Genomic DNA, 23,981 nt, shown 5'->3' on the forward strand with positions numbered 1-23,981 from the left:
CGTGCCGGACTCCGTCCGGCGAAGTGGCGGCGATGAGCTCGGCGCTCATCGGCCCGGATGCCGGGGTGGCGGTCACGGCCGCCAGCTCACCCTGTGCTCCGCCAGATGCGCCAGCACGGCATGGTTCGCCTCCCACCCGTCCGGAAACTTCACCAGCGTGCCCAGCTGGACCGGCTCCGTGGAGGGGTATTCGTCCAGCAGGTCGCCCACCCCGGCGCGGCACACCACGATGCAGGCGTGGCGGTGGCGGGAGGCCAGGACGCACAGGCGGCCCGTCTCCAGGTGGAAGGCGGTGGCGTCGGGGCGGCCGGACAGGGGGTGGAGGACGACCGTGACGTCGTACTCGCGGCCCTGGAGGCGGTTGGCCGTGTCGACGGTGACGTCCGTGACGCCCAGCTCCGCGAGCGCCGAGCGGACCGCCGCCGCCTGGTCGCGGTGGGCCGTGCCGACGGCGATGCGGTCGGGAGTGAGGGGGGAGGGGGCCGGGGAGGTTTCCGAGACGGCCGCGCCCTCGCGGGCCAGCAGGCGTCGTACGACCGTGGCCACCGCCCGTACCGCCTCCGGGTCCGTGCGCGGGGTGTGCCGGGCGGGCAGCTCCAGCAGGCCCCAGCCGGACTGCGCCGCCTCGTCGATCACCCGGTCCGGGCCCGAGCCGTCGGAGGGGACCGCGAAGGCCAGGCGCCGGTCCTCGTGGCCTGTGCCGCTGCGGAACGGGGTGTACGGGTAGAAGGCGTCCGAGACCAGCGGGGCCGCGGAGGCCGGCAGGCGCCAGGACACCGGGAGGCGGTGCTGGGGCAGGCCCGGGTTGTGCGCCAGGAGCGTGCTGACCGCCGAGGCCGAGGGGTCGTACGACAGTCCCGCCCACTGCTCGCTGCCCACGATCGCGAACGGGTCCAGCTGGCCCGGGTCGCCCACGAACAGCGCCCGCTCGAACAGACCGGCCACGGCCAACAGGGAGTCCGAGCGCATCTGGTACGCCTCGTCCACGATCGCGTGCCGCCACGGCTCGTCCACCGTGACGTGCGCCCACTTCGCGGCAGTGGAGAGGACCACCGGGAGGCCGGTCAGCCCGGCCGCCTTCGCCGACGGGCGGACGTTCGGCAGGTCGTCCAGCGCCTTGTCGTACGGGTCGGTGTCGCTGCTGTGCAGGCGGCCGACCGGCAGCTCGGGGTTCTTCTCGGCGAGCCGCAGGACGAGGTCGTCCACCTGGGCGTTCGTCTGTGCCACCACCATCAACGGGCGGCCCGCGTCGGCGAGTTCCAGTGCTGCCCGGACCACCAGCGTGGACTTGCCGGCGCCGGGCGGGGAGTCGACGACCACGCCCCGCTCGGTGCCGTGCAGGGTGTCGTGGAGGATCGCGTCGGTGGCGCGGGCGGCAGCGGCTCCGGGGTCGAAGTCGACCGTCGTCACAGGACGTCCTCCTTGGTCACGGTGTCGGGGGCTTCCGGCGCGGCCTCGCCCGGCGGGCCGCCGTGCGTCCACGGGGTCTCCTCCGGGTCGGGCAGTTTCGCGCCGCCGCGCTGCTCGTGCTCGAAGAGCGTGAAGCAGACCGCGTCGCCCTTCTCCGGCACCGATCCGGGCTCGGGCTCCTTGCCCCGGCCCATCTTGTCCACGATCCGGAGGACCAGCACACCCTCGGCCTCGTACCCGGCGAACTCCGCCGCCTGCGGTTTGCCGCCCAGCGAGCGGTACACCTTCGCGCGCTCCGCCAGATGCGGCCGGTCGTCCGTGCGGACCGTCACCAGCGGGCGCGGGCTCGGCCGCTTGCCCTCGCTGTACGCCATGACGACATCGGTCACCTCGCCCGCGAAGGCCTCCCCGGCCAGCCGCCGCCCGGCCATCACCAGCGGGTCGTCCAGCGCCTCCTGCGCCTCCAGGCGGGCCTGCTCACGCTCGCGCGTGGCCAGCTTGTTCGCCGCCGTCACCGCGTCGTCGCGGCGCGGCTGCGGGGGCTCGCCGGCCACGACCCGGTCCCGGTGACCGGTGAACGACCAGCGGTCCCGGGTCCAGCGCTCCTCGACGTGCGCGCCCTCCGGCAGCGCCCGCAGCAGGTCCAGGCCCTGCCACACGGCGTCCCAGGTGGGCCGGGTGCGGCTGTCGACCAGGTCGCGGATCTCCCGCTCGGCCGCGGTGAGCGCGGCCAGCCGGTCGTCCGCCTCCAGGGCGTCCTCGGCGGCGGCGAGGGCGGTGCGGGCGCGGTCGTAGCGCTCGATGGCCGGGGCAAGGAGCTTGTTGTCGAACGCCGGGTCGGTGGCCGGGCCGGCCGGCGGGCACAGCAGCTGGCCGTCGGCATCGCGCGCGAGCTCGGCCCTGCGGGCGGCATCGGCGCCGGTGCTGCCTTCGGGAGGGTCGATCCAGGCGAGCAGCGCGCCCAGGTGCTGGTCCTCCAGGCTGGACTGGCCGGTCGCCCAGTGCCGGGACAGCACATCGGTGAGGGCCAGCAGGAGCGAGGAGCCGGGTACGCGGGCGCGCTCGCCGTAGTGGGTCAGCCAGCGGCCGAGCAGGGGGATACGGGGAGGCGCCGGGTGGGGTGTCTCCGGGTCCTGCTCGGCGGTGCGGCGGAAGCGCATGGAGCGGCCGAGCAGCCGTACGTAGTCCAGGCCCGCCCGGCTCGGCACGATCAGCTGGGGCGCGTCCGCGCACAGCTCGACCTCCACCTTGACCCGCTTGCCGGTCTCCGGGTCGGTCTCCGTGCGCTCGGCCGCCTCGACGGCCTCCGCACAGGAGTCGAGGTACGGCAGGACCACGTCGGCCAGGTCGGCGAGGAACGCGAAGCGCAGGTCGCGGTCGCGGGGCTGCGGTACCACCAGCAGCCGCGGGGCGTCCCGGTCGGTGCCGACCAGCGCGCCGAGCGGGGCACCGGCCTCACCGGCGGTGGTGAGCGGCACGAACACCAGGGGGCGGTCGGACAGGTGCCGGTGGCGGACGGTCGCGGCGGGCTGGGCACGGCCGGTGCTGACGGCCTCGAGCCGGGCCAGGGTGGCGATCAGGGACACGCGGCCACCGCCCGGCCGGCCGTGGCGAGGGCCTCCGCGCGCAGCGCCGCCGCCCGGCGCAGCGCCGCCACCGCCGGGTCGTCGGGGTCGCCGCTCGCGCCGCGGGCCGCCGCGAGGACGTCCTCGACCGTGGTCAGACCGCCGAGGTCGGCCCGCAGGGGGCGGCCGAGGCGGGTCACCGCGCCGGCCGCGCGGGAGCGTTCCCGGCAGTGGAAGGCCAGTTCACAGGCCGACAGGCACTCGGGCGCGTACGTCGCCGGGACCGCCTCGACGGCCGCCGTCAGCTCCTCGGCCGGGCGGTCCGGTGCGAAGCACATGCCCTCGGGCAGGGCGTCGGCGATCTCCTCGATCCGGGTGAGCCGGGCCAGCTGCCGCGCGGCGACCGCCCGCTGCTTGCGCACGTCCACGGCGGAGGCGGTGGCCAGGTTCGAGAAGTCCTTGGGGCACACGAGCAGCACCCGGTGCCGTACCCGAGGAGCGGGATCGAGACGGGCCGCGACCTCTTCCAGGGCCAGTACGTACACCGCCGCCTGGCGGGCGGCCGCGCCCACCTTCGCCGGGTCGGCCGAACCGTCCAGCATCGGGAAGGACTTGATCTCCACGACCGTCCAGCTGCCGTCCGGGTGCACCACCACCGCGTCCGGCTCCAGGAAGGCGAGCGAGCCCGCCACGTCCAGCGCCAGCATCGGGTGGTCCAGGAGCGTCCAGCCGTTCACACCGGTGGCCTCGCGCAGTGCCAGCGCCGTACGGGCCGTACGGCCTTCGGGCCCCTGCGCGGACAGGTCGGGGACGGCCGCCCCGGCGGGCGGCTCGGCGCCCGGGTCGAGCCGGGCGTGGACCAGCCGCAGCAGCTCCGCGCCGCCGTCGGCCTTCACCCGCGCCTCGAACGCGTTGCCCCGGGTCAGTGCGAACTGCGACTGCCCGAACCCGGACGGCGCGCCCAGCGCGCCGGCGAGCGCCGCCTTGTCCACTCCGGCGCCGTCCAGGATCGCCCGCCTGCGGCACCCGGGGTTCGCGGCGAGCGCCGCGAGGGCGCGCGCGTCCAGGGCCTTGGCCGGTACGTCGGGGCCGCGCAGCTCAGCGAGCCGTTGCCGGAGCCTCGTCCCCTGCGTCGCTCGGGGAGGCGTCCGGTCCGGCTGCGGACGCGGGCTGCGACTCGCGCTGCCGTGGAATTCGCTCACCCGCGGAAGTCTGGCATCCGCCACTGACAATCGGGGAACCCGTGCCGGCGGCGGCCGCCGGGGTGCGGCGGGTGAGGCGGGTTCGCACCAGATCCGCACCGCGGATCACGCGCGGCGCGAGCAGCAGGCCCACGCCCATCACGGCGACGCCCGCGACCGCGTCCAGGAAGTAGTGGTTGGCGGTGCCCATGACCACCAGCGCGGTCACCAGCGGGTAGACGACGCCGAGGACCTTCATGAGGCGCGTGCCGCCGTACCGCCACAGCATCACCCCGCACCACAGCGCCCAGCCGACGTGCAGGCTCGGCATCGCCGCGTACTGGTTGGTCATGCCGCCCATGCCGCGCGGCGCGCTGGCCTCGCCGCCCCACCAGCCGTACGAGCTGTACTGGGCCATCGTGTCCACGAAGCCGTGGCCGTCGGCGAGCAGGCGGGGCGGGCAGGTGGGCAGCAGGGTGAAGCCGATCAGGCCGATGAAGGTGGACGTCATCAGCCAGGTGCGGGCCGCGCGGTAGTGCTCGGTGCGGGCCTTGAACAGCCAGACCAGGATGACGGGCGTGACCAGGTAATGCAGCGACGCGTACCAGAAGTCGGCGGGTACGCCGAGCCACGCCTCGCGCGTGAACAGCCGGTTGAGCGGGTGCTCGGCGTCGAGGTGCAGGGCCTTCTCGATGCGCAGGATCGCCAGGCCGTGGTCGACGGCGGAGGAGACGTCGCCGCGGGCGAGGAGGCGGCCGGCCGAATAGCAGCCGTAGACCAGCAGGATCAGGGGCAGCTCGGTCCACCACCGCAGCCGGGTTCGCGGAGCCACCTCGGTGCCCGGTGCCTCGGTCTGCGGCATCCGATCGCCCTCCCCCTACTGCTGTGCGGCGCCCCCGCCGGGCGACCGTGTCACTTTACGTGGTCCATATCCCGGCCATGCGGGCGCTTCAGCCCTCAAAGACGCCGCGATCGCCCGGCGGGTTGCCCCTGCGATGATGGAGGGACCCCTCCCTCCTTCCGGAAAGGTCTCCCATGGCACCGCGCATCCTGCTGGCCCGGCACGGACAGACGGAATGGTCGCTGGCCGGCAAGCACACCGGCAGGACCGACGTGCCCCTCCTGGAGGAGGGCCGGCGCGGCGCCAAGCTGCTCGGCGAGCGGCTGCACCGGGCGCCGTTGGAGGGGCTGCCCGGGGTGGAGGTGCGGACCAGTCCGCTGGCACGCGCGCGTGAGACGTGCGAGCTGGCCGGGTTCGGTGAGCGCGCCGAGTCCTGGGACACGCTCATGGAATGGGACTACGGCGCGTACGAGGGCATGACGCCCGCCGAGATCCAGGCCGTGCGGCCGGGGTGGCTGATCTGGCGGGACGGCGTGCCCGAGGGGGAGAGCCTCGCCGAGGTCACCGCGCGCGCGGACGAGGTCGTGGCGTGGGCCCGGTCGGCCGACCGTGACGTGCTGGTCTTCGCCCACGGGCACATCCTGCGCTCGATCGGCGCGCGCTGGCTGGGGCTCCCGCTGGACTTCGCGGCCCGCATACGCCTGAACCCGACCTCGCTGTCGGTGCTGGGCTGGGCGTACGGGGAGCCGGCGATCGAGAGCTGGAACGACTTGGGGCACTTGGCGGGCTGACCGGTTGCGCGATTGCCCGCAGCTACGGCGGCATCACCGGCCGCAGCCGCAGTCTCTTCGCTACGCCCGCCCCACCCGTGGCAATGACGCATGCCGGTCCAGGAAGTCCGAGACTCCCGACGCCCGCCGGTGCGGAAGAAGCACCCGTGCCGTCCCCGCCAGCATCGTCTGGATACGGGAGGACTGGACCTGGTCCAGGAGGGACAGGACGTGCAGCGCGGCGCTCGCCGCCTCGTCGGGACGGCCCTCGCGCGCCAGGTCGTCGGCCAGCTCGGCGGTGTAGAGGGCGATGTTGCGGGTGAAGTGGGGGTCCTGCAGCTGGGCCGCCCGGCGCGCATGGCGGGACGCGCGCCGCCAGTCGCCCAGCGTCGACCAGCACTGCGCCTCGAGACCCTCCAGCTCGGCCTCTCCGTAGAAGCTCATCCACTCGGGGTCGGCGTCCGAGTGGCCTCGCTCGAAGAGGGCCTGCGCCCGGGCCAGCGCCTGTTCGCAGCCGGCGCGGTCGGCGAGCCCCGCCCAGCCGCCCGCCTCCCGCAGGGCGAGCAGGGACATCAGACGCGGCGAGCCCAGGGGGCGGGCGACGCGCTGGGCGGCCTGCGCGGCGCGCACCGCCTCGCGGGGCCGGCCGGCGTCGCGGGCCAGGAACGCCGTGTTGCAGAAGGCGTGGGCCTCCAGAGCGGGGTCGCCGGTCATCCGGGCGGTCGCGAGCGCCTCCGCGTAGTGCGAGCGGGCGTCGTCGAAGCGGCCGGAGTCATGGGCCAGCCAGCCCACCGAGATGGCCAGTTCACCGGCGCCGGAGTGCAACCGCTCGGCGGTCGTCAGCCGGGTCGCGCCGGCGTCCAGGAGCGCGTAGGCGGCGCGCAGCGGGGCCGCCGCGCGCCGGTACAGGCCGTCCGCGCCGTGCCGGTCGTCGAGCAGCCGGATGCGGCGGACGGCTTCCTCCAGGGCGGCCGCCTCGGGGGATCCGGCGCGGCGCGGCGGCCGGACCGGCGCCGCGGCGTCGGTGGTGAGCCCCAGCGGGCTCAGCGTGGCGGCGGCAACCGTGGCGCCTCCGCCGGTCATGAATGCGCGACGCAGCACGTCGCTCTCCTCGTGGTTCAGGGGGTCGTTCTCGTACGGCTCGTGCGGGTCGTACGGGTTCTGCGGGTCGTGCCGGTCCTGCGTGTCATACGGCTCGCGACTCCCCTGTGTCTCAGCGGTGTCGAGCACCGGGGGCGCGTCCCCGGTCGTACGCGCCGCGCGTCCGCGGACGGACGAGCGCGGCGCGAAGCCGAGGTCGGTGAGCGTGCGACCGGGGAACATGTGCAGGAACACCCGTTCGTACGCGTAGTTCGGGCAGCGGATCTCACCCGCCTCGACCCTGCCGATGTAGCGAGCGTCACAGCTCACCCGCTCGCCGATCTCGCGTGCGGCCCGCCGCACCAGCGCGGCGAACTCGGCCGGTGAGCGCCGGCCGCGCAGCTGCCGGAAGGCGAGGTTCGGCCGGGGTGGCCGTTCGGGCTGCGACGAGGTCTCGGTTGACGACGCCATGGCCGGTCCTCTCGTGCGAACCGTCGAACCATGCCGGATCCAGGGTGGATTCGGGCTGAGTTGTCCGTGTGACACCCCGGTTCCGGCGAGCAAGAACGTACCTGCTGTGTCGGACCCGCCACGCAGTGTTTAGCTACAAACCGGATATCTCATCCACGATCTGCCATGAACTGCCATCCTTTGCGGCGCACTTGCACCGTAGCCGTTGACGCGCTCGCGCGTTGGACCCGACGGACTGCAAGAGGGCAGCGTGGTGGAGGTCGGAATGGAGACCAGCCAGAGCAACGATCCCTGTATGTCGTCGGGTACGTCGCCGTCGATGACGGCGGGCGACACGGCGTGCGACCTCGTGACGGTGCCCGCCCGGCAGGGCCTCGAGGCGGTCGACATCCTGCGGCGGGGGGCCGCGGAGGCGGTGGGGCCCGTACTGCACGACGACGGATGCGACACCCTGGGTTTCCTCGTACCGGCGGGCACCGCCGCCTGCTGGGACGTGCCGGGCAGCACCTGCACCGAGACGAACGGGCAGGGGCTGCGGCTGAACCCGGAGCCTCCGGTGGAGGGATCGGACTGGCTGCTCCCGCCCGGCGACGCCGACCTCGCGACCGACCCCGTGGTGCTGCGCCGGGCCCTCGGGGAGGCCGCCCGGCTGATCGAGGCGGCCGACAGCTGCCGGTGAAGCGCATGCCCTCGGCAGCTGCGAAAATGGACCGATGGGCAGGTCCAGGAACACCCGGCGCAGATCGGCCGCCGTCGAGGCCGTGGTGGAAGCGGTCGACGGCGGGCTCGCGCAGCTCATACCCGACCCGGACCGCTCCCGGGCCTGGACGCTGCTGATCGACGGGGCGCCCCAGTCGCACGTCGACCTGGACGACCCGGCGTACCTGTCCTTCGAGTACCAGCGCCGCCTCGGCCATGTCATCGACCTCGTCGCCCCGCCCGGGAAGCCCGTGCAGGCCGTCCACCTCGGCGGCGGCGCCCTCACTCTCGCCCGGTACGTCGCCGCCACCCGGCCCCGCTCCACCCAGCAGGTCGTCGAGCGGGACGCGGCCCTCGTCCAACTGGTCCGCCGCGAGCTGCCGTTGGATCCGAACGCCCGGATCCGGGTCAGGTCGGCCGATGCGCGCGAGGGTCTTGCCAAGGTGCCCGACGGCTGGGCCGACCTGGTCGTCGCCGATGTGTTCAGCGGCGCCCGGACCCCCGCCCACCTCACCTCGGCCGAGTTCCTGGACGAGGTCCGCCGGGCCCTGAAGCCCTCCGGTGTCTACGCCGCCAACCTCGCCGACGGCCCGCCGCTCGCCCATCTGCGCGGCCAGATCGCCACCGCGGCCGCCCGCTTCCCGGAACTCGCGCTGATCGCGGATCCGGCCGTGCTGCGCGGCAAACGCTTCGGCAACGCCATCCTGGCCGCCTCCGATCTCCCGCTCCCGCTCGCCGAACTCACCCGCCGCGCCGCCTCCGACCCGCACCCCGCCCGGGTCGAACACGGCAAGCAGCTCATCGACTTCACCGGCGGGGCCGTACCCGTGACGGACGCGGCGGCGGTCGCCTCACCGGCCCCGCCGCCCTCGGTGTTCCGCTGAGCCCGTCCGGCCCAGATCAGTAGGTGCCCACCTCGACACGCGGCGGCCCGTCGTGCCAGGTGCAGAACACCGAGACCCGGTCCGCGCCCCTGCCGAACTCCACCCGGATCCATGTCTGCGTCTTCCACACCTGCATCGACCAGCCGGTCCCCGGAGTCGCCGAGACGAGGGTCGCGCTCGCGCTGCCCAGGTCGAAGACCGCCCGGCCGCCGTCGGTGTCGTAGGCCTTGACCCGGCCGGAGGCGGTGGCCGTGGGGGAGGGGCTGGTGCTCGGGACCGGCGTTCGGGAGGGCGTGGGGGCCGCAGGCCTGGACGACGGGCTCTTCGACGGCGAGCGCCGCGCCGGCGCCGTGTCCGACGGCTGCGAGCGCTGCGCGGTCGTGTCCGCCGCCGCGATCGGCAGGGCGCGCGGCGGGTCGTACGCCGTTCCGGCCATCACCGTGTGCACACCCCACCACGACAGCGTGACCGCCGCTCCCGTCGCGAGCAGCCACGCCAGTACGTGTACGAGTCCTCTGCGCATCGCGGGCCATACTGCCTCAGGGGTACGGCCGTGCGCACTTGCCCCGAGTTATCCACAGGCGCCGGACCCCCTTCGGCCGCATGGCGTACGGTGCGGCGCATGGCAAGTGTGCTCGTGGTCGAGGACGACCAGTTCGTACGCTCGGCGCTCATCCGGCATCTGACCGACGCCTCGCACACCGTGCGCAGCGTCGGTACGGCACTGGAGGCGCTGCGCGAGGTCGCCCATCTCCGTTTCGACGTGGTCATCCTGGACCTCGGACTGCCCGACCTGGACGGCTCCGAGGCACTGAAGATGCTGCGCGGCATCACCGACGTGCCCGTCATCATCGCCACCGCCCGGGACGACGAGACGGAGATCGTCCGGCTGCTCAACGCCGGGGCGGACGACTACCTGACCAAGCCGTTCTCGGTCGAGCACCTCTCGGCGCGGATCGCGGCCGTGCTGCGCCGGGCTCGCGCCGGCGGCGCAGAGGCTCCGCCGTCCAGCGTCCTGCGGGTCGGCGGGCTGACCGTCGATCCGCTGCGCCGCCAGGCCGAACTGGACGGCGTCCGGCTCGACCTCACCCGCCGCGAGTTCGACCTGCTCGCCTTCCTCGCCGGCCGGCCCGGTGTCGTCGTGCCGCGCAAGGAACTCCTCGCCGAGGTCTGGCAGCAGTCCTACGGCGACGACCAGACCATCGACGTCCATCTGTCCTGGTTGCGCCGGAAGTTGGGGGAGACGGCCGCCCGGCCGCGCTATCTGCACACCCTCAGGGGCGTCGGGGTGAAGCTGGAGCCGCCCGCGGGAGGGGAGCCGCCGCGATGAGATGGGCCCTGGTCAAGGTGTGCCTGGCGGTCACCACGATGGTCGTGGTCGCCTTCGCCGTGCCGCTCGGTCTCGTCGTCCAGGAGATGGCCCGCGACCGGGCCTTCGCAGGCGCCGAGCGGGAGGCCGCCGCGGCCGCCCCCGCGCTGTCCATCACCACCGACCGGGACAAGCTGGAGCGGGTGGTGGCCTCCGCCGGCGCGGACTCCGGGATGGCCGTGCACCTGCCCGCCGGCGACGGCCGGACCGCGCTCGACCTCGGCCGGCAGCGCGCCGCCCACCGCGACATCGAGGCCGTACGGAAGCTGGGCCGCGCCTCCACCACAGCGGTCACCGGCGGTTCCACGCTGCTCCAGCCGGTCGCGCTCAGCTCCGGCGCAATCGCGGTCGTCGAGGTGTACGTCCCCGAGTCCGAGGTGAGCAACGGTGTCGGCACGGCCTGGGCGGTGCTCGCCGCCGTCGGCCTCGCGCTGATCGTCGGCTCGGTCGCCGTCGCCGACCGGCTCGGGGTGCGCATGGTGCGGCCCGCGCAGCGGCTGGTCGAGGGCGCGCACGAACTGGGCGAGGGCAAGCTGGGCGCCCGGGTCCGGGAGGAGGGCCCCACCGAACTGAGGCTCGCGGCGGTCGCGTTCAACTCCATGGCCGACCAGGTCGTCCAACTCCTGGCGAACGAGCGCGAGCTGGCCGCCGACCTCTCGCACCGGCTGCGCACCCCGCTCACCGTGCTCCGGCTGAACGCGGCCTCCCTCGGCGGCGGTCCGGCCGCCGAGCAGACCCGGGCCGCCGTCGCCCAGCTGGAGCGGGAGGTCGACACCATCATCCGCACGGCCCGGGAGGCCAAGCCGCAGACCGTGGCGGCCGGGCCCGGCGCCGGGTGCGACGCGGCCGAAGTGGTCCGTGAGCGGATGGAGTTCTGGTCCGCGCTCGCCGAGGACGAGGGCCGCAAGTGGCGCGTGGCCGGTGTGGAGCGGCCGGTGCGCATACCCGTGGCCCGCGCCGACCTGGCCGCCGCGCTCGACGCGCTGCTCGGCAACGTGTTCCGGCACACCGCCGAGGGCACCGCCTTCGCGGTCGACGTGCACAACGGCGAGGACGCGGTGATCGTGCTGGTCTCCGACGCGGGGGCCGGCATACCCGACCCCGGGGCGGCGATGGCCCGCGGCCGCGGCTCCGGCAGCGCGGGCTCGACCGGCCTCGGCCTCGACATCGTGCGCCGGCTCGCCGAGTCCACCGGCGGTGACGTCCGCATCGGCTCCTCGGTGCTGGGCGGCACGGAGGTCCGGATCTGGTTCCAGCTGGACGGGCGGGGGCCCGGGGGCCGGGGACACCGGGGGCGAGTGCGCAGACGCCGATCGGGCAAATTGGTCTCGACCTTTAACCGTCCCCGATCCCTTCCTTAAGCGCACCATAAGATCCCCAACAGTCGCCCTTATCAAGCCGTTTGTCCGATTCTCGCCCGCTAGCGTGCTGCCGCACCCCACCCCCGTGTACACCGAAGGCAGGCACGCGCATGAGCACGCACCGGCGCAGGATCAGTGGCAGGAACAAGGCGATCGGCGGCCTGGTGGCAGCGGCCGTGGTCGGCGGCGGCGCGGTCCTGCTGACCGGCACCGCCCACGCGGCCGGCGTCGGCGCCGCGTACACCAAGACCAGCGACTGGTCGACGGGCTACACCGCGCAGTACGTCGTCACCAACAACAGCGACCAGACGGAGAAGACCTGGACGCTGGAGTTCGACCTCCCCGCGGGCGCGCAGCTCAGCTCGCTGTGGAACGGCGAGTCGAGCGTCAGCGGCCGGCACGTCACCGTGAAGCCCGCGAAGTGGGACACGGCGGGCCTCGCGCCGGGCAAGTCGGTCACCGTCGGCTTCGTCGTCAACGGCGCCGGGGATCCCACCGGTTGCCGTATCGACAATGCGAGCTGTTCCGCGGACGGCGGCGCGACCCCCGAGCCGAGCGGCCGCCCGACCCAGACCCGGTCGGCGACCCCGACCCCCACCAAGACCGCGACCCCGACCCACAGCGCCACCCCCACCCAGAGCGCGACGCCCACCCCCACCGGAAGCACCGGCAGCGGCACCACCGCCTCCGCCGGCTTCGCGCCGTACGTCGACACCTCCCTCTACCCGGCCTTCGACCTCCTCGCCGCGGCCGACGCGACCGGCGTGAAGAACTTCAACCTCGCCTTCATCACCGACGGCGGCAGCTGCACCCCCAAGTGGGGCGGTGTCACGGACGTCACCAGCGACGGCGTGGCCGCGCAGATCGGCTCCCTGCGGGCCAACGGCGGTGACGTCCGGGTCTCGTTCGGCGGTGCCTCCGGCTCCGAGCTGGCCACCACCTGCTCCTCCGCGGACGCGCTGGCGGCGGCGTACGGCAAGGTCGTCGACGCGCTCAAGCTGACCAAGGTCGACTTCGACGTCGAGGGCGGTGCGCTGCCCGACACGGCCGCCAACACCCGCCGCGCGCAGGCCATCGCCAAGCTCCAGGCCCAGCACCCGAACCTGGACGTCTCCTTCACCCTCCCGGTGATGCCCGAGGGCCTGACCCAGGACGGCGTGAACCTCCTGTCCAACGCCAAGTCCAACGGCGTGAAGACCGACACCGTCAACATCATGGCGATGGACTACGGCGCCTCCTACAGCGGCGACATGGGCACCTACGCCGAGCAGGCGGCCACCGCCACCCAGGCCCAGGTCAAGAGCGTGCTGGGCCTGTCCGACTCCGCCGCCTGGAAGGCGGTCGCGGTCACCCCGATGATCGGCGTCAACGACGTCTCCTCCGAGGTCTTCAAGGTCGACGACGCCACCCAGCTGGTGACCTTCGCCAAGTCCAGGGGCCTCGGCGGGCTCTCCATGTGGTCCGCCACCCGCGACAAGCAGTGCGACGGCGGTACCAAGCCCACCGCCGACGCCACATGCAGCTCGATCACCCAGGACAAGTTCGCGTTCTCGAAGGCGTTCGGGGCGTACAAGTAGTCGCGCGAAATGCCGATGCGTGCATAACGGGCCCGGCGGATCGTATTCGCCGGGCCTCGCCCCATGCGCCCCTGCCGTCGCAACCGGACAATTCCAGTGGCAGCGCCGTGAATTGCGCCGCTACGATGCCCGAGCCGTTGTGCGCCGGCGGAGAATCGGGGGGAGAGTCATGGGCTCGATACGCACGCGTGTGACCGCCCTGCTTCTGGCAGGGATATCCGTATGCACTCTGGTGGGCGCGGCGGGCTGCGACAAGCAGCCTCCGTCCGTCTCCTTCACCCCGGATTTCGTGCCGGTGACCTTCACCCTCGACTCCACGGGAAAGATCAGCGTCTCCGCGGCCAAGAACTTCGTGACACCGATCGGCACTTTCAGCGTGAGCACCGGTGTTGAGCACCAGTTCGGGGACAGCCCCAAGGGATATCTCACCGCCGTCATCCGGTACTTCGACAAGAAACTCGGACTGGTCGAATCCGGTTATCTGGTCCACACCAAACACAAGGTCGAACCGGCGCTCGACGGAGTCGCGCTGGCCCCGGCGAAAGGCATTCTCCGAGCCGACTTCACGCACCGGAAGTCCGGCGGAGAACTGAAGATCTCCGACACCCGGCAGAACACGCCGGTCCCCACCGTCTCGGCGTCCTCCTGCCCCGCCGGCGAGACCGTTCCGGTCACCCTGCCGGAGGTGTCGGCCGGCGACTCCGTCGCGGACACCGCGTCCAAGCTGTCCGCCGCCTGCCTCACGGTCCAGTACGCCACCGAGACGGCCGACCAGGAGGACGGCACGGTGACCCGCGTGGTCATCCCCACCGCCCCCGAGGGTTCCGTACAGCTGCCCCCGGCCGCCGACGGGGACCCGGGCCCCGGCGACAAGGTCACCGCGAGCACGCAGCAGGCGGCCACGGTCTACGTCGCCGCCCCCGAGGTCACACCGAGTCCCTCGGCGACCGACGACTCGACCTCGCCCTCCCCGACCGACAGCGGCCCCTCGCCCGAGGACACCGCGGACGCGGCCCCCACCGACACCACCGCCGTCCACGCCGACGCGGGTGCGCCCGTGCGCTCGGCGCCGAGCACCACGGGCGCACAGGTCGGCAGTGTCGTGGCCGGCAACGACTACCCGGCGCTCTGCATCCAGCAGGGCGAAGAGGTCACCGCCAACGGCAGGACGAGCGGCGTCTGGGTCCAGCTGCGCCTCGCCGCCGGCGGGACGGGCTGGGCCACGGCAACCGCGTTCGCCGGCGAACCCGAGACCCTCGCACCCGCAACCTGCTGAACCCAGGGCGCGCCCGGCCCGTCAGAAGGCGGCGTCCACCGGTGGCAGCCCGCCCGTCCGGGCCGCCTCGCCGTACCACCGCGCACTCGACTTCGGAGTCCGCTCCAGCGTCCCGTAGTCCACGTACACGGCCCCGAACCGCTTGCCGTAGCCGTACGCCCACTCGAAGTTGTCCAGCAGGGACCACAGGTAGTAGCCGCGGACGTCGGCGCCGTCGGTGCGGGCGCGGTGGACCTCCGAGAGGTGGGCGTGCAGGTAGGCGATGCGTTCGGGGTCGTGGACCCGGCCGTCGGGGTCGGGCTTGTCGTCGTAGGCCGCGCCGTTCTCGGTCACGTACAGCGGCAGGCCCGGCGCCTCCCGGGTGTACCGCATGATCAGCTCGTGCAGGCCCGTCGGGTCGATCGTCCAGCCCATCTCCGTGCGCTCGCCCGGGGTCTGGTGGAACAGCACGTCGTCGGCGGCCGGCCAGGGGGAGTGGTCGCTCGCGCCGTGGCCGTCGGCCCGCGGGCCCTCGATCGTGCCGGGGGCCGCCGAGACCAGGGCCGGGGTGTAGTAGTTCAGGCCGAGCGCGTCCAGCGGCGCGTTGATCGTGCGGACGTCGGCATCGAGGACGTACGACCAGTCGGTGACCGAGGCCGTCGCGTCGAGCAGCGACGAGGGGTACGCGCCGTGCAGCATCGGGCCGTGGAAGATGCCGTTGGCCAGGTCGTCGATCCGGCGGGCCGCCGCCAGGTCGGCCGGGTCCTGTGTAAGGGGCCGTACGACCGAGGAGTTGAGGCTGACGGCGATCTCGTTGCGGGCCGGCATCGCCGAGCGCAGGGCCGCCGTGCCCAGGCCGTGGGCCAGGTTGAGGTGGTGGGCCGCGCGCAGGGCGGCCGCCGGGTCGGTGCGGCCGGGGGCGTGCACCCCGGAGCCGTAGCCCAGGAACGCGCTGCACCAGGGCTCGTTGAGGGTGATCCAGTGCTCCACCCGGTCGCCCAGCGCCTCGCCGACCAGCTGCGCGTACTCGGCGAACCGGTACGCGGTGTCCCGCTCCGGCCAGCCGCCCGCGTCCTCCAGCTCCTGCGGCAGGTCCCAGTGGTAGAGGGTGACCGCGGGCTTGATGCCGTGCGCCAGCAGCTCGTCCACGAGGCGCCGGTAGAAGTCCAGGCCCACCTGGACGGCCGGGCCCCGGCCGGTCGGCTGCACCCGGGACCAGGAGACGGAGAAGCGGTAGGCGGTGAGGCCCAGCTCCGCCATCAGTGCCACGTCCTCGCGGTAGCGGTGGTAGTGGTCGACGGCGGTGTCACCGGTCTCGCCGCCGGCCGTCCTGCCCGGCGTATGGCTGAAGGTGTCCCAGATCGAGGGCGTGCGGCCGCCCTCGCGCACCGCCCCCTCGATCTGGTAGGCGGAGGTCGCGGCGCCCCAGAGGAAGGCGGGGGGAAAGGTCACGGCGGTAATGGGTTCAGGCATGGAAGCGCTCCCATCAGGGTCGTACGAGATCGGAGAACGAGGCGGAGGGGGAGAGGGGCCGGGACGGCGGTGGCCCGGCCCCTGGGAAGGACGGTCAGCCCTTGATCGCGCCCTGCATGATCCCGCCCACGATCTGCTTGCCGAACAGCAGGAAGGCGATCAGCAGCGGCAGCGTGCCGAGCAGCGCGCCCGCCATGATCACCGCCTGGTCCGGGACATAGCCGGTGCCGAGCGAGTTCAGGGCCACCTGCACGGTCGGGTTCTGCTGGTTCAGGGCGATGATCGGCCACAGGAAGTCGTTCCAGGCGAACACGAAGGTCAGCAGGCCGAGCACGGCCATGGCGGGCCGTGCCGCGGGGAAGACCACGTGCCAGACGACCCGGAGGCTGCTCGCCCCGTCCACCCGGGCCGCCTCGATCAGCTCCGACGGCAGCGCCTGCACCAGGTACTGCCGCATGAAGAACGTGCCGAACGCGGTCACCAGGCTCGGCAGGATCACCGTCTGCAGCTGGTTGGACCAGCCGAGGTCGGACATCCACAGATACAGCGGTACGACGGCCAGCTGCGGCGGGATCATCATCGTGCCGATGGTCAGCAGCAACAGCAGGCTGGAGAACCGGAACCGCAGCTTGGCGAAGGCGAAGCCGGCCAGTGTGGAGAACAGCACCGTGCTCACCGTGATCGTGCCCGCCACGATCAGCGAGTTGAACATCGCGGTGCCGAGCCCGGCCTGGTCCCAGGCGGCTTCGAGGTTCTTGAACAGGTTGCCGCCGAACCACAGCGGCGGCGGGGTCCGGGCCAGCCGCCGGTCGGTGCGCGAGGCCGCGATCGCCGTCCACACCAGCGGGGCCAGCGAGACGAGCGCGAACACGGTCAGCACGACGTACGTCACCGGGCCCGCGTGCAGCTGCTTGCCCGCACCCATCACCCGGCGGCGCTGCACCTTCGTCGCAGGGAGAGTCACTTCACCGGTCGTCATTGGGACTTCCTCAGCCGTCGGGTGAGCAGCAGGTTGACCGCGGCGACGATCAGCAGGATCAGGAACATCGACCAGGCGATCGCGGACGCCTTGCCGAGGTTGCCGATGATCCAGCCCTGGTCGTACATGTACAGACCGAGCGTCTGGTACTGGTGCTCGGAGCCGCCCTTGGACCCGCTGACCCCGCCGAACAGCAGCGGCTCACCGAAGAGCTGGGTGGCGCCGATGGTGGAGACGACGATCGTGAACAGGATCGTGGGCCTGAGCTGCGGGATCGTCACATGCCGGAACTGCTGCCAGCGGTTCGCTCCGTCGATCGCCGCCGACTCGTACAGATCGGCCGGGATCGCCTGCATCGCCGCCAGATAGATCAGCGCGTTGTACCCGGTCCAGCGCCAGATCACGATCGACGACACCGCGAACTGCGAACCCCAGTCCGATTCACGCCAGTTGACCGGATTCACCCCGAAGAAGTGCAGGATCCAGTTGACCATCCCGCCGTCCCAGGAGTACAGCAGCGTGAACACCAGGGTCGCGGCCGCCACCGACGTGGCGTACGGCGTCAGCATCACCACACGCCACACGGTCGAGCCGCGCAGCTTGTAGTTCAGCAGGTGGGCCAGCCAGATGGCCGCCATCAGCTGCGGAACCGTGGAGATCAGACCGATGGTGAAGGTGTTCTCCAGGGCGTTCCAGAAGAAGTCCGAGGACAACAGGTTCTGGTAGTTGTCCAGGCCCGCCCAGGTCTGGTGGTCGAGGGCCGACAGCTGCACGCTGTGCAGCGAGTACCAGGCCGTGTACAGCAGCGGGACCAGCGTGAAGGCACCGAACAGGACGAAGAAGGGGGCGACGAACGCGTACGGCGACGCCTTCATGTCCCAGCGGTACAGCCGGCTGCGCCAGGAGTCGGCGCCCGCCGGCGCACCGCGACCGCGAGCGCCCCGGGCCGCGCCCGGCGGGGTGCCGGACGCGGCCTCGGCGCTCGACGCGGAGTGCGCGAGAGCCTGCTTGGGGCTGGTCACTGGCCGAGCACGTCCTTGATCTCCTTGCCGGCCGCCTCCCAGCCCTGCGCGGGCGACTTGCCCTTCTGCTCGACCTGGAGGATGCCGACGTCGGTGATCGCGGTGTTGATCGGCTGGTCCTTGATGCCGAAGTACTGCGACGGGATCGTCTTCGCCGAGTCGGAGAAGATCTGGGTGAGCGGCGCGTTCGAGAAGTACGCCGTGGTGTCCGCGGCCGGCTTCAGGCTCGTGTACGCCGCCGGGGTCGACGGGAAGCTCGCCTGCTTGGCGAAGACCTTGGCCTGCTGCTCGGGCGCGGTCAGCCACTTGGCCAGCTCGACGGCCTCCTTCTGGTGCCTGCTCGCCGTCGGCACGCCGAGGAACGAGCCGCCCCAGTTGGCCGCGGTCGGGGCCGCCGCCACGTCCCACTTGCCCTTGCCGGAGTCACCGGACTTCTGCTCGATGTAGCCGATCATCCAGGCCGGGCAGGCGACGGTCGCGAAGGTGCCGTTGGCGAAGCCCTGGTCCCACGTCGGGTCGAACTGCTTCAGCTTCGCCGACATCCCGCCGGTCGCCACGGTCATCGCGGAGTCCCAGGCCTTCTTCACGCCGTCGGACTTGTCCCAGTCGACGGTGCCGTCCTTGGCGTAGTACCGCTCGTCGCCGCCGCCGAGGGCCGCGTTGTACACGGAGGCGGCGGAGTCGACGTACTTCGTGCCCTTCGGCGCCTTCTTCATGTACTGCTTGCCGAGGTCGACGTACTTCGCCCAGTCGCCCTTCCAGGTCTCGGCGAGCTTGGTGCGGTCGGTCGGCAGGCCGGCCTGCTGGAACAGGTCCTTGCGGTAGCAGATCGCCATCGGGCCGATGTCGGTCCCGAGCCCGATGAGCTTGCCGTCCTTGGTGGTGGCCTGGGCGTTCTTCCAGTCCAGCCACTGGGACTTGTCGACGTCCTTGCCGAGGTCGACGAACTTGGACCCCTGGGTCTGTACGGCCTCGGTGATGTTGCCGATCTCGATGGCCTGAATGTCGTCGGTGCCCGAGCCGGCCTGGAGGCGGGTGAGCACCTTCGGCCAGTACACGTCGGTACGAGTGGTGACGTTCTCCTTGATGCTGATGTCCTTGTGGAGCTTCATGTACTCGTCGTAGAGGCCGGCCTGCTTGTAGCCGAAGACGCCGAAGGTCCCGATGGTCAGCGTGATCTTGCCCTTGCCACTGCCGTTGCCGCCGTCCGCGTTCGACGAGCCGTCGTCCGAGTCGTTGGCGCAGCCGGCCAGCAGCCCTGTGGCCAGCGCGGCGACGGCCACGACGGCCCCCAGCCTGCGGGACCCGCGGATGCTCGTGCGCATTGAGTCCTCCTGTTGCCTGACGTGCCGACCCCCCGGCCAACTGCATGGACATCGGGCCCGTTCGGTTCGCTGCGGCTCGGGCGGGGAACGTGCGGGATGTGTAGGTGTCAGGTACTGTGGGAGCGCTCCCACAAGTGATGTGTTGAAGAGTCGTCGGTTCGGAGCGGGGTGTCAAGGGACCGGACGAGGAGGGCTGCGTTCAGATATCCGAGCGTTAACCGGCCCGTCCCGGCCGCCTGTTGGCGCTCACCGTTCTGGCCAGGACTGTTACATTCCAGCCAGCCGGGATCGGGTGTCGAGGGAGGCGGAGTCCATGGCGAGCCACGGAGCGCGGGGCAGCCGCAGCGGGGGCCGGCCCACGCTCGAGGAGGTCGCCGCCCGGGCCGGGGTGGGCCGCGGCACGGTCTCCCGGGTGATCAACGGCTCGCCCCGGGTCAGCGACGCGACCCGTGCGGCGGTCGAGGCCGCGGTCGCCGAACTCGGCTACGTCCCCAACACCGCGGCCCGCGCCCTCGCGGCCAACCGCACCGACTCCATCGCACTGGTCGTCCCCGAGCCGGAGACCCGGTTCTTCGCGGAGCCGTACTTCTCGGACATGCTGCGCGGCGTGGGCGCCGAGCTCTCCGAGACGGAGATGCAGCTGCTGCTGATCTTCGCGGGCAGCGACCGCGAGCGCCAGCGCCTCGCGCAGTACCTGGCGGCCCACCGCGTGGACGGCGTCCTGCTGGTCTCGGTCCACGCCGACGACCCGCTCCCCGACCTGCTCGCCCAGCTGGAGATCCCGGCGGTGATCAGCGGTCCGCGCTCGGCCGCGGAGGCGCTCACCTCGGTGGACTCGGACAACTACGGCGGCGCCCGCTCGGCGGTCGAGCACCTGCTCCTCCGGGGCCGCACCCGCATCGCGCACGTCACCGGCCGCCTCGACGTCTACGGCGCCCAGTGCCGCGTCGACGGCTACCGCGACGCACTGCGGGACGCGGGCCGGGAGCCGGACGAACTCCTCGTCGAGCCCGGTGACTTCACCGAGGAGGGCGGCCGCCGCGCGATGACGACCCTGCTCGCGCGCCACCCCGACCTGGACGCGGTCTTCGCCGGCTCCGACGTCATGGCGGCGGGCGCCCGCCAGGTGCTGCGCGAGGCGGGCCGCCGCATCCCCGACGACGTGGCGCTGGTCGGATACGACGACTCGGCCATCGCCCGCCACATGGACCCCCCGCTGACCAGCGTCCGCCAGCCCATCGAGGAGATGGGCCGCGCGATGATCGACCTCCTCCTCACCGAGATCGCCGACCGCCGCCCGGCGGTGTCCCGGGGGCTGGAGCGGCGGCATGCGGTGCTGCCCACGGAGCTGGTGGTGCGGGCGTCGTCTTGAGGGGCCTCGATCCTTCGTCCGTGCTGGTGACAGGGGTGAGGCCGGATGCGCGGACGCCGTTCGTGTCCATCAGACGGGCCGGGTGGAGGGCGTTGACCGTGACTCCGGTGCCGTGCAGTTCGGCGGCCAGCTCAAAGGTCGCCATGATCATGGCCAGCTTGCTTCTGCAGTAGGCGCGCAGACCCTTGTAGTCCCGCTCCAGCGGGCAGCAGGCCGCGGGTGAGGGCATAGGGGGCGAGGTGGTTCACGGCGAAGCGGAGTTCATGGCCCTGGTGGCTCACCTCGCGTGTGAGTGGTTCGGCACCGCCGCCCGCCACCGCGTTGTTGATCAGACCGTCGAGGTGCGGCTCCGCCCTCCGGAGCGGAAGGCGCCGGAAACGAATCAGCCGGTGACCCCGTCTTGCGACGGAGTCACCGGCTGATCACTCAGGGTGAGTGACGGGACTCGAACCCGCGACATCCTGGACCACAACCAGGTGCTCTACCAGCTGAGCTACACCCACCACGACCGGCGGTGGAACTTGTCGTTTCCCCGACCGGCCGAGAAGAAGTCTACAGGGTCCGAAGGGGTGCTCGCGCACAGGTTTTACGGCACCCGTGCGGGGGTCCTTCAAAGCCCTACTGAGCAGGCAGGACGTGCTTGGCGGCGATCGCCTTCGCGGTGTCGGAGTCCGGGCCGGGCTGCGGGACGAAGATGGCCTCGCGGTAGTAGCGCAGTTCGGCGATCGACTCGCGGATGTCGGCGAGGGCCCGGTGGTTGCCGTTCTTCTCCGGGCTGTTGAAGTACGCCCGCGGATACCAGCGGCGGGCCAGCTCCTTGATCGAGGACACGTCGACGATCCGGTAGTGGAGGTAGTCCTCCAGGGTCGGCATGTCCCGCAGCAGGAAGCCGCGGTCGGTGCCGACGGAGTTGCCGCACAGCGGGGCCTTGCCGGGCTCCTTCACATGCGCCCGGACATAGGCGAGGACCTGCTCCTCGGCGTCGGCCAGCGTCGTGCCGCCGGCCAGCTCGTCCAGCAGCCCGGACGCGGTGTGCATCTGACGCACCACTTCCGGCATCGTCTCCAGCGCCGAGTCCGGCGGGCGGATGACGATGTCCACCCCCTCGCCGAGTACGTTCAGCTCGGAGTCGGTGACGAGGGCGGCCACCTCGATGAGCGCGTCGTCGGACAGCGAGAGGCCGGTCATCTCGCAGTCGATCCACACCATGCGATCGTTCATGCGACCACCCTAAAGCTGGCGTCGCCTGTTTGGGTGCCCCGTGTTGCCGGTGGGCCTGCTGGGGGCTGCCATCTCCGGACCTCCGCCTGCTGAAAACACCGAGGGGGCGGGTGTACCCCGCCCCCTCGAGCGCGCACCTCGCTCAGCTGCCGCTGCGCGGCCCCGGCAGCAGGCTCACCGCGCCGGCGTGCTGGCGGCGGCTCTGCATGGGAACCCCGCTTTCCCGGTCCGGGTGCAGCATCGGCGGCGTGTGGCCCAGCGGCCCGGGGCCGTGCAGGCCGGGCGAGCCCGCCAGCCCTGGCTGTGCCATCTGCGCCTCCGGGTCACTCGGCCTGTCGCCCTGCGGCCGCCGGGCCCGGTAGGCGGCCCGGTAGGCGGCGGGGGACGAGCCGAGCTGGCGGCGGAAGTGCCCGCGCAGCGCCACCGGTGAGCGGAAGCCGCAGCGGCCCGCCACCTCGTCCACGGAGTAGTCCGACGTCTCCAGCAGCCGCTGCGCCTGGAGCACCCGCTGGGTGATCAGCCACTGCAGCGGTGCGCTGCCGGTGAGCGAGCGGAACCGGCGGTCGAACGTACGACGGCTCATGTAGGCGCGTGCCGCCAGGGTCTCCACGTCGAACTGCTCGTGGAGGTGCTCCAGCGCCCAGGCGACGACCTCGGCGAGCGGGTCGGCGCCGATCTCTTCGGGTAAAGACCTGTCGAGGTAGCGCTCCTGACCGCCGCTGCGGCGCGGCGGGACCACGAGCCGCCGGGCGAGCGCGCCGGCCGCCTCGTTGCCGTGGTCCGTCCGCACGATGTGCAGACACAGGTCGATCCCCGCGGCCGTACCGGCCGAGGTCAGTACGTCGCCGTCGTCGACGAACAGTTCGCGTGGATCCACGTGGACCGACGGATAGCGCTTGGCCAGCGTCGGTGCGTACATCCAGTGCGTGGTCGCCGGGCGGCCGTCCAGCAGGCCCGCCGCCGCGAGGACGAACGCGCCCGTGCACAGCCCGACGATGCGGGCTCCCTCCTCATGCGCGCGGCGCAGCGCGTCGAGCGCCTCCTCCGGCGGCGGCGAAGTGATCGAGCGCCAGGCCGGTACGACGACCGTCCCCGCGCGTGAGATCGCTTCGAGCCCATGCGGTGCGGTGAGTTCCAGGCCCCCTGTGGTCCGCAGCGGGCCCTCCTCGCCGGCGCACACCAGCAGTCGGTAGCGCGGCACGCCGGCGTCCTGGCGGTCGATCCCGAACACCGACAGTGGTATGGAACTCTCGAAGATGGGGCCGCCGCTGAACAGCAGCACCGCGACGATCTCTTTGCGGCGTCGCCCGGAGAGTTTCCGGGCCGCGGATTCCGGCGCGGCAGTGGAGTCGTGGCTCATCCTGCTAAGCCCCCCTCGGTGGTCGCGGCTCCTCGGTTGTGTCGCTCCTGCACGTTTCCCCTCGGTCCTGCACGAGTCCCCCGCCGTAAGACATCAAGATCGAATCTACTGGCTACCGCGGTCTCACGGTGGCCGGTTCGACACGCCGGGCATTGTCGACATGACAACTTGGCGTGAAGCATTCGATCACGAAGGGTTGCACTCGTGGGCCGTGCAGGGAAGTGCGCCTTGTCGCAGTGGCCAATCCGCGTAGGGTGCGCAGGTCGCCCCGGACCCTGTCCGTGCAGGTGGAACGGGGGTTGGGGGGTGGTTACGACCCCTCCCGAGGCCTATCGGGAAGTTGGCCGAAAAGATGCGTTCAGAGGCGCAAAAACCGGTCAGTCGACCGGTGTCTCCCCCCTGGTGTGACGTCCGCCTCTTTGCTGGGCGCAACGCTCGGATCGCCGCAGCAGGACGCGGCAGGCGGCCGTGACGGCGGCGAGACCGAGGGCGGTGCCGGCGGCACCGGCGAGCGAGGTGCCGTACCAGAGGAGGATCACGGGTACGAGGACGCAGCTGAAGGCCGCCCAGCGGATCACGTCGCTCGTGGTGTCCGGAGCGGGGCGTGGGTCGGTGGTGGAGCGGCGTCCGGACATCTCGTACTCCCTGTGGCGATGACTCACCGGGTTCAACGCCTGTTCGATCGGTGGGTCACCGGGCGCCGCCCCGGGAATCCCGTGCAAACCGCCTGTACGGGGCAGCAACCATTGCGTTACGGGCGCGGCTC

Annotated in this window: 21 protein-coding genes, 1 tRNA gene and 1 pseudogene; 8 read left to right on the plus strand and 15 right to left on the minus strand. The window is 72.3% G+C overall.

Translation table 11 applies throughout. The annotated features are described in order from the left end of the window. Nucleotides 1-72: 72 nt before the first annotated feature. Genes ACZ5DS_RS29560 through ACZ5DS_RS29575 form a run of 4 tightly spaced genes read right to left on the minus strand, consistent with a single transcriptional unit; the run spans nucleotide 73 to nucleotide 5,018 of the window. The gene (locus tag ACZ5DS_RS29560) at nucleotides 73-1,410 is read right to left on the minus strand and encodes an AAA domain-containing protein (protein ID WP_468244387.1); all 1,338 of its coding nucleotides are present in this window, start codon (nucleotides 1,408-1,410) and stop codon (nucleotides 73-75) included. After that, nucleotides 1,407-2,996, minus strand: coding sequence for a hypothetical protein (locus ACZ5DS_RS29565; protein WP_468244389.1), 1,590 nt, complete (start codon nucleotides 2,994-2,996; stop codon nucleotides 1,407-1,409). Before ACZ5DS_RS29565 ends, ACZ5DS_RS29560 begins: the two co-directional genes overlap by 4 nt. Continuing rightward, the gene (locus tag ACZ5DS_RS29570; protein WP_468244391.1) at nucleotides 2,987-4,177 is read right to left on the minus strand and encodes a hypothetical protein; all 1,191 of its coding nucleotides are present in this window, start codon (nucleotides 4,175-4,177) and stop codon (nucleotides 2,987-2,989) included. The genes ACZ5DS_RS29565 and ACZ5DS_RS29570 overlap by 10 nt, the downstream gene beginning before the upstream one ends. Further along, nucleotides 4,074-5,018, minus strand: coding sequence for a phosphatase PAP2 family protein (locus tag ACZ5DS_RS29575; protein WP_468244394.1), 945 nt, complete (start codon nucleotides 5,016-5,018; stop codon nucleotides 4,074-4,076). The genes ACZ5DS_RS29570 and ACZ5DS_RS29575 overlap by 104 nt, the downstream gene beginning before the upstream one ends. 173 nt (nucleotides 5,019-5,191) lie before the next feature. Between ACZ5DS_RS29575 and ACZ5DS_RS29580 the strand changes: the two genes are divergently transcribed. Further along, nucleotides 5,192-5,788 (plus strand): histidine phosphatase family protein, encoded by a 597-nt coding sequence (locus ACZ5DS_RS29580; RefSeq protein ID WP_468244397.1) that lies wholly within the window; start codon nucleotides 5,192-5,194, stop codon nucleotides 5,786-5,788. A 60-nt stretch (nucleotides 5,789-5,848) separates the two neighbouring features. Here ACZ5DS_RS29580 and ACZ5DS_RS29585 read toward each other — a convergent pair whose 3' ends face one another. Continuing rightward, the gene (locus tag ACZ5DS_RS29585) at nucleotides 5,849-7,318 is read right to left on the minus strand and encodes a hypothetical protein (RefSeq protein ID WP_468244400.1); all 1,470 of its coding nucleotides are present in this window, start codon (nucleotides 7,316-7,318) and stop codon (nucleotides 5,849-5,851) included. A 265-nt stretch (nucleotides 7,319-7,583) separates the two neighbouring features. Between ACZ5DS_RS29585 and ACZ5DS_RS29590 the strand changes: the two genes are divergently transcribed. Both ACZ5DS_RS29590 and ACZ5DS_RS29595 read left to right on the plus strand, forming a co-directional pair. Further along, nucleotides 7,584-7,997, plus strand: a complete 414-nt coding sequence (locus ACZ5DS_RS29590; protein ID WP_468244402.1) for a hypothetical protein — start codon at nucleotides 7,584-7,586, stop codon at nucleotides 7,995-7,997. A 34-nt stretch (nucleotides 7,998-8,031) separates the two neighbouring features. Further along, the gene (locus ACZ5DS_RS29595) at nucleotides 8,032-8,901 is read left to right on the plus strand and encodes a spermidine synthase (RefSeq protein ID WP_468244405.1); all 870 of its coding nucleotides are present in this window, start codon (nucleotides 8,032-8,034) and stop codon (nucleotides 8,899-8,901) included. 16 nt (nucleotides 8,902-8,917) lie between these two features. Here the strand turns inward: ACZ5DS_RS29595 and ACZ5DS_RS29600 are convergent, their stop codons facing one another. Then, nucleotides 8,918-9,424: a hypothetical protein gene (locus tag ACZ5DS_RS29600; protein ID WP_468244407.1), complete on the minus strand. Its 507-nt coding sequence runs from the start codon at nucleotides 9,422-9,424 to the stop codon at nucleotides 8,918-8,920. A 99-nt stretch (nucleotides 9,425-9,523) separates the two neighbouring features. Between ACZ5DS_RS29600 and ACZ5DS_RS29605 the strand changes: the two genes are divergently transcribed. The 4 genes from ACZ5DS_RS29605 (at nucleotide 9,524) to ACZ5DS_RS29620 (ending at nucleotide 14,484) form a co-directional block, all read left to right on the plus strand. Further along, nucleotides 9,524-10,231 carry a response regulator transcription factor gene (locus ACZ5DS_RS29605; protein WP_468244410.1) on the plus strand — a complete coding sequence of 236 codons (708 nt, stop codon included), beginning with the start codon at nucleotides 9,524-9,526 and terminating at the stop codon, nucleotides 10,229-10,231. Then, nucleotides 10,228-11,631: a sensor histidine kinase gene (locus ACZ5DS_RS29610; RefSeq protein WP_468244412.1), complete on the plus strand. Its 1,404-nt coding sequence runs from the start codon at nucleotides 10,228-10,230 to the stop codon at nucleotides 11,629-11,631. The genes ACZ5DS_RS29605 and ACZ5DS_RS29610 overlap by 4 nt, the downstream gene beginning before the upstream one ends. Before the next feature lie 110 nt (nucleotides 11,632-11,741). Then, nucleotides 11,742-13,208, plus strand: a complete 1,467-nt coding sequence (locus tag ACZ5DS_RS29615) for a glycoside hydrolase family 18 protein (protein ID WP_468244413.1) — start codon at nucleotides 11,742-11,744, stop codon at nucleotides 13,206-13,208. 169 nt (nucleotides 13,209-13,377) lie between these two features. After that, nucleotides 13,378-14,484, plus strand: a complete 1,107-nt coding sequence (locus tag ACZ5DS_RS29620) for an SH3 domain-containing protein (RefSeq protein ID WP_468244416.1) — start codon at nucleotides 13,378-13,380, stop codon at nucleotides 14,482-14,484. Nucleotides 14,485-14,505: 21 nt separating this feature from the next. Here ACZ5DS_RS29620 and ACZ5DS_RS29625 read toward each other — a convergent pair whose 3' ends face one another. The 4 genes from ACZ5DS_RS29625 to ACZ5DS_RS29640 form a co-directional block, all read right to left on the minus strand. Then, entirely contained in the window at nucleotides 14,506-15,936 is a 1,431-nt protein-coding gene (locus ACZ5DS_RS29625) for a GH1 family beta-glucosidase (RefSeq protein ID WP_468244419.1), read from the minus strand. Nucleotides 15,937-16,030: 94 nt separating this feature from the next. Further along, nucleotides 16,031-16,915 (minus strand): carbohydrate ABC transporter permease, encoded by an 885-nt coding sequence (locus ACZ5DS_RS29630; RefSeq protein ID WP_468244422.1) that lies wholly within the window; start codon nucleotides 16,913-16,915, stop codon nucleotides 16,031-16,033. Further along, nucleotides 16,912-17,937: a carbohydrate ABC transporter permease gene (locus ACZ5DS_RS29635; protein WP_468244424.1), complete on the minus strand. Its 1,026-nt coding sequence runs from the start codon at nucleotides 17,935-17,937 to the stop codon at nucleotides 16,912-16,914. Before ACZ5DS_RS29635 ends, ACZ5DS_RS29630 begins: the two co-directional genes overlap by 4 nt. Then, a complete protein-coding gene (locus ACZ5DS_RS29640; RefSeq protein ID WP_468244426.1) occupies nucleotides 17,934-19,262 on the minus strand; it encodes an ABC transporter substrate-binding protein in 1,329 nt (442 codons plus the stop codon). Before ACZ5DS_RS29640 ends, ACZ5DS_RS29635 begins: the two co-directional genes overlap by 4 nt. 313 nt (nucleotides 19,263-19,575) lie before the next feature. On the opposite strand from ACZ5DS_RS29640, the gene ACZ5DS_RS29645 reads away from it, so the two are divergent. Further along, a complete protein-coding gene (locus ACZ5DS_RS29645) occupies nucleotides 19,576-20,634 on the plus strand; it encodes a LacI family DNA-binding transcriptional regulator (protein ID WP_468244428.1) in 1,059 nt (352 codons plus the stop codon). Nucleotide 20,635: 1 nt separating this feature from the next. Here the strand turns inward: ACZ5DS_RS29645 and ACZ5DS_RS29650 are convergent. The 5 genes and pseudogenes from ACZ5DS_RS29650 to ACZ5DS_RS29670 form a co-directional block, all read right to left on the minus strand. Continuing rightward, nucleotides 20,636-20,996 (minus strand): annotated as a pseudogene (locus tag ACZ5DS_RS29650) (Rossmann-fold NAD(P)-binding domain-containing protein); the annotation flags it as partial. Nucleotides 20,997-21,064: 68 nt separating this feature from the next. Then, nucleotides 21,065-21,137 (minus strand) — tRNA-His (locus ACZ5DS_RS29655). A 115-nt stretch (nucleotides 21,138-21,252) separates the two neighbouring features. Next, the gene (gene orn / locus ACZ5DS_RS29660; protein ID WP_468244431.1) at nucleotides 21,253-21,855 is read right to left on the minus strand and encodes an oligoribonuclease; all 603 of its coding nucleotides are present in this window, start codon (nucleotides 21,853-21,855) and stop codon (nucleotides 21,253-21,255) included. Nucleotides 21,856-21,997: 142 nt separating this feature from the next. Continuing rightward, the gene (locus ACZ5DS_RS29665; RefSeq protein WP_468244434.1) at nucleotides 21,998-23,215 is read right to left on the minus strand and encodes a helix-turn-helix domain-containing protein; all 1,218 of its coding nucleotides are present in this window, start codon (nucleotides 23,213-23,215) and stop codon (nucleotides 21,998-22,000) included. A gap of 377 nt (nucleotides 23,216-23,592) precedes the next feature. After that, nucleotides 23,593-23,850 carry a hypothetical protein gene (locus ACZ5DS_RS29670; protein WP_468244437.1) on the minus strand — a complete coding sequence of 86 codons (258 nt, stop codon included), beginning with the start codon at nucleotides 23,848-23,850 and terminating at the stop codon, nucleotides 23,593-23,595. Between the last annotated feature and the right edge of the window lie 131 nt (nucleotides 23,851-23,981).

Source organism: Streptomyces sp. NPDC031100 (assembly GCF_055570785.1).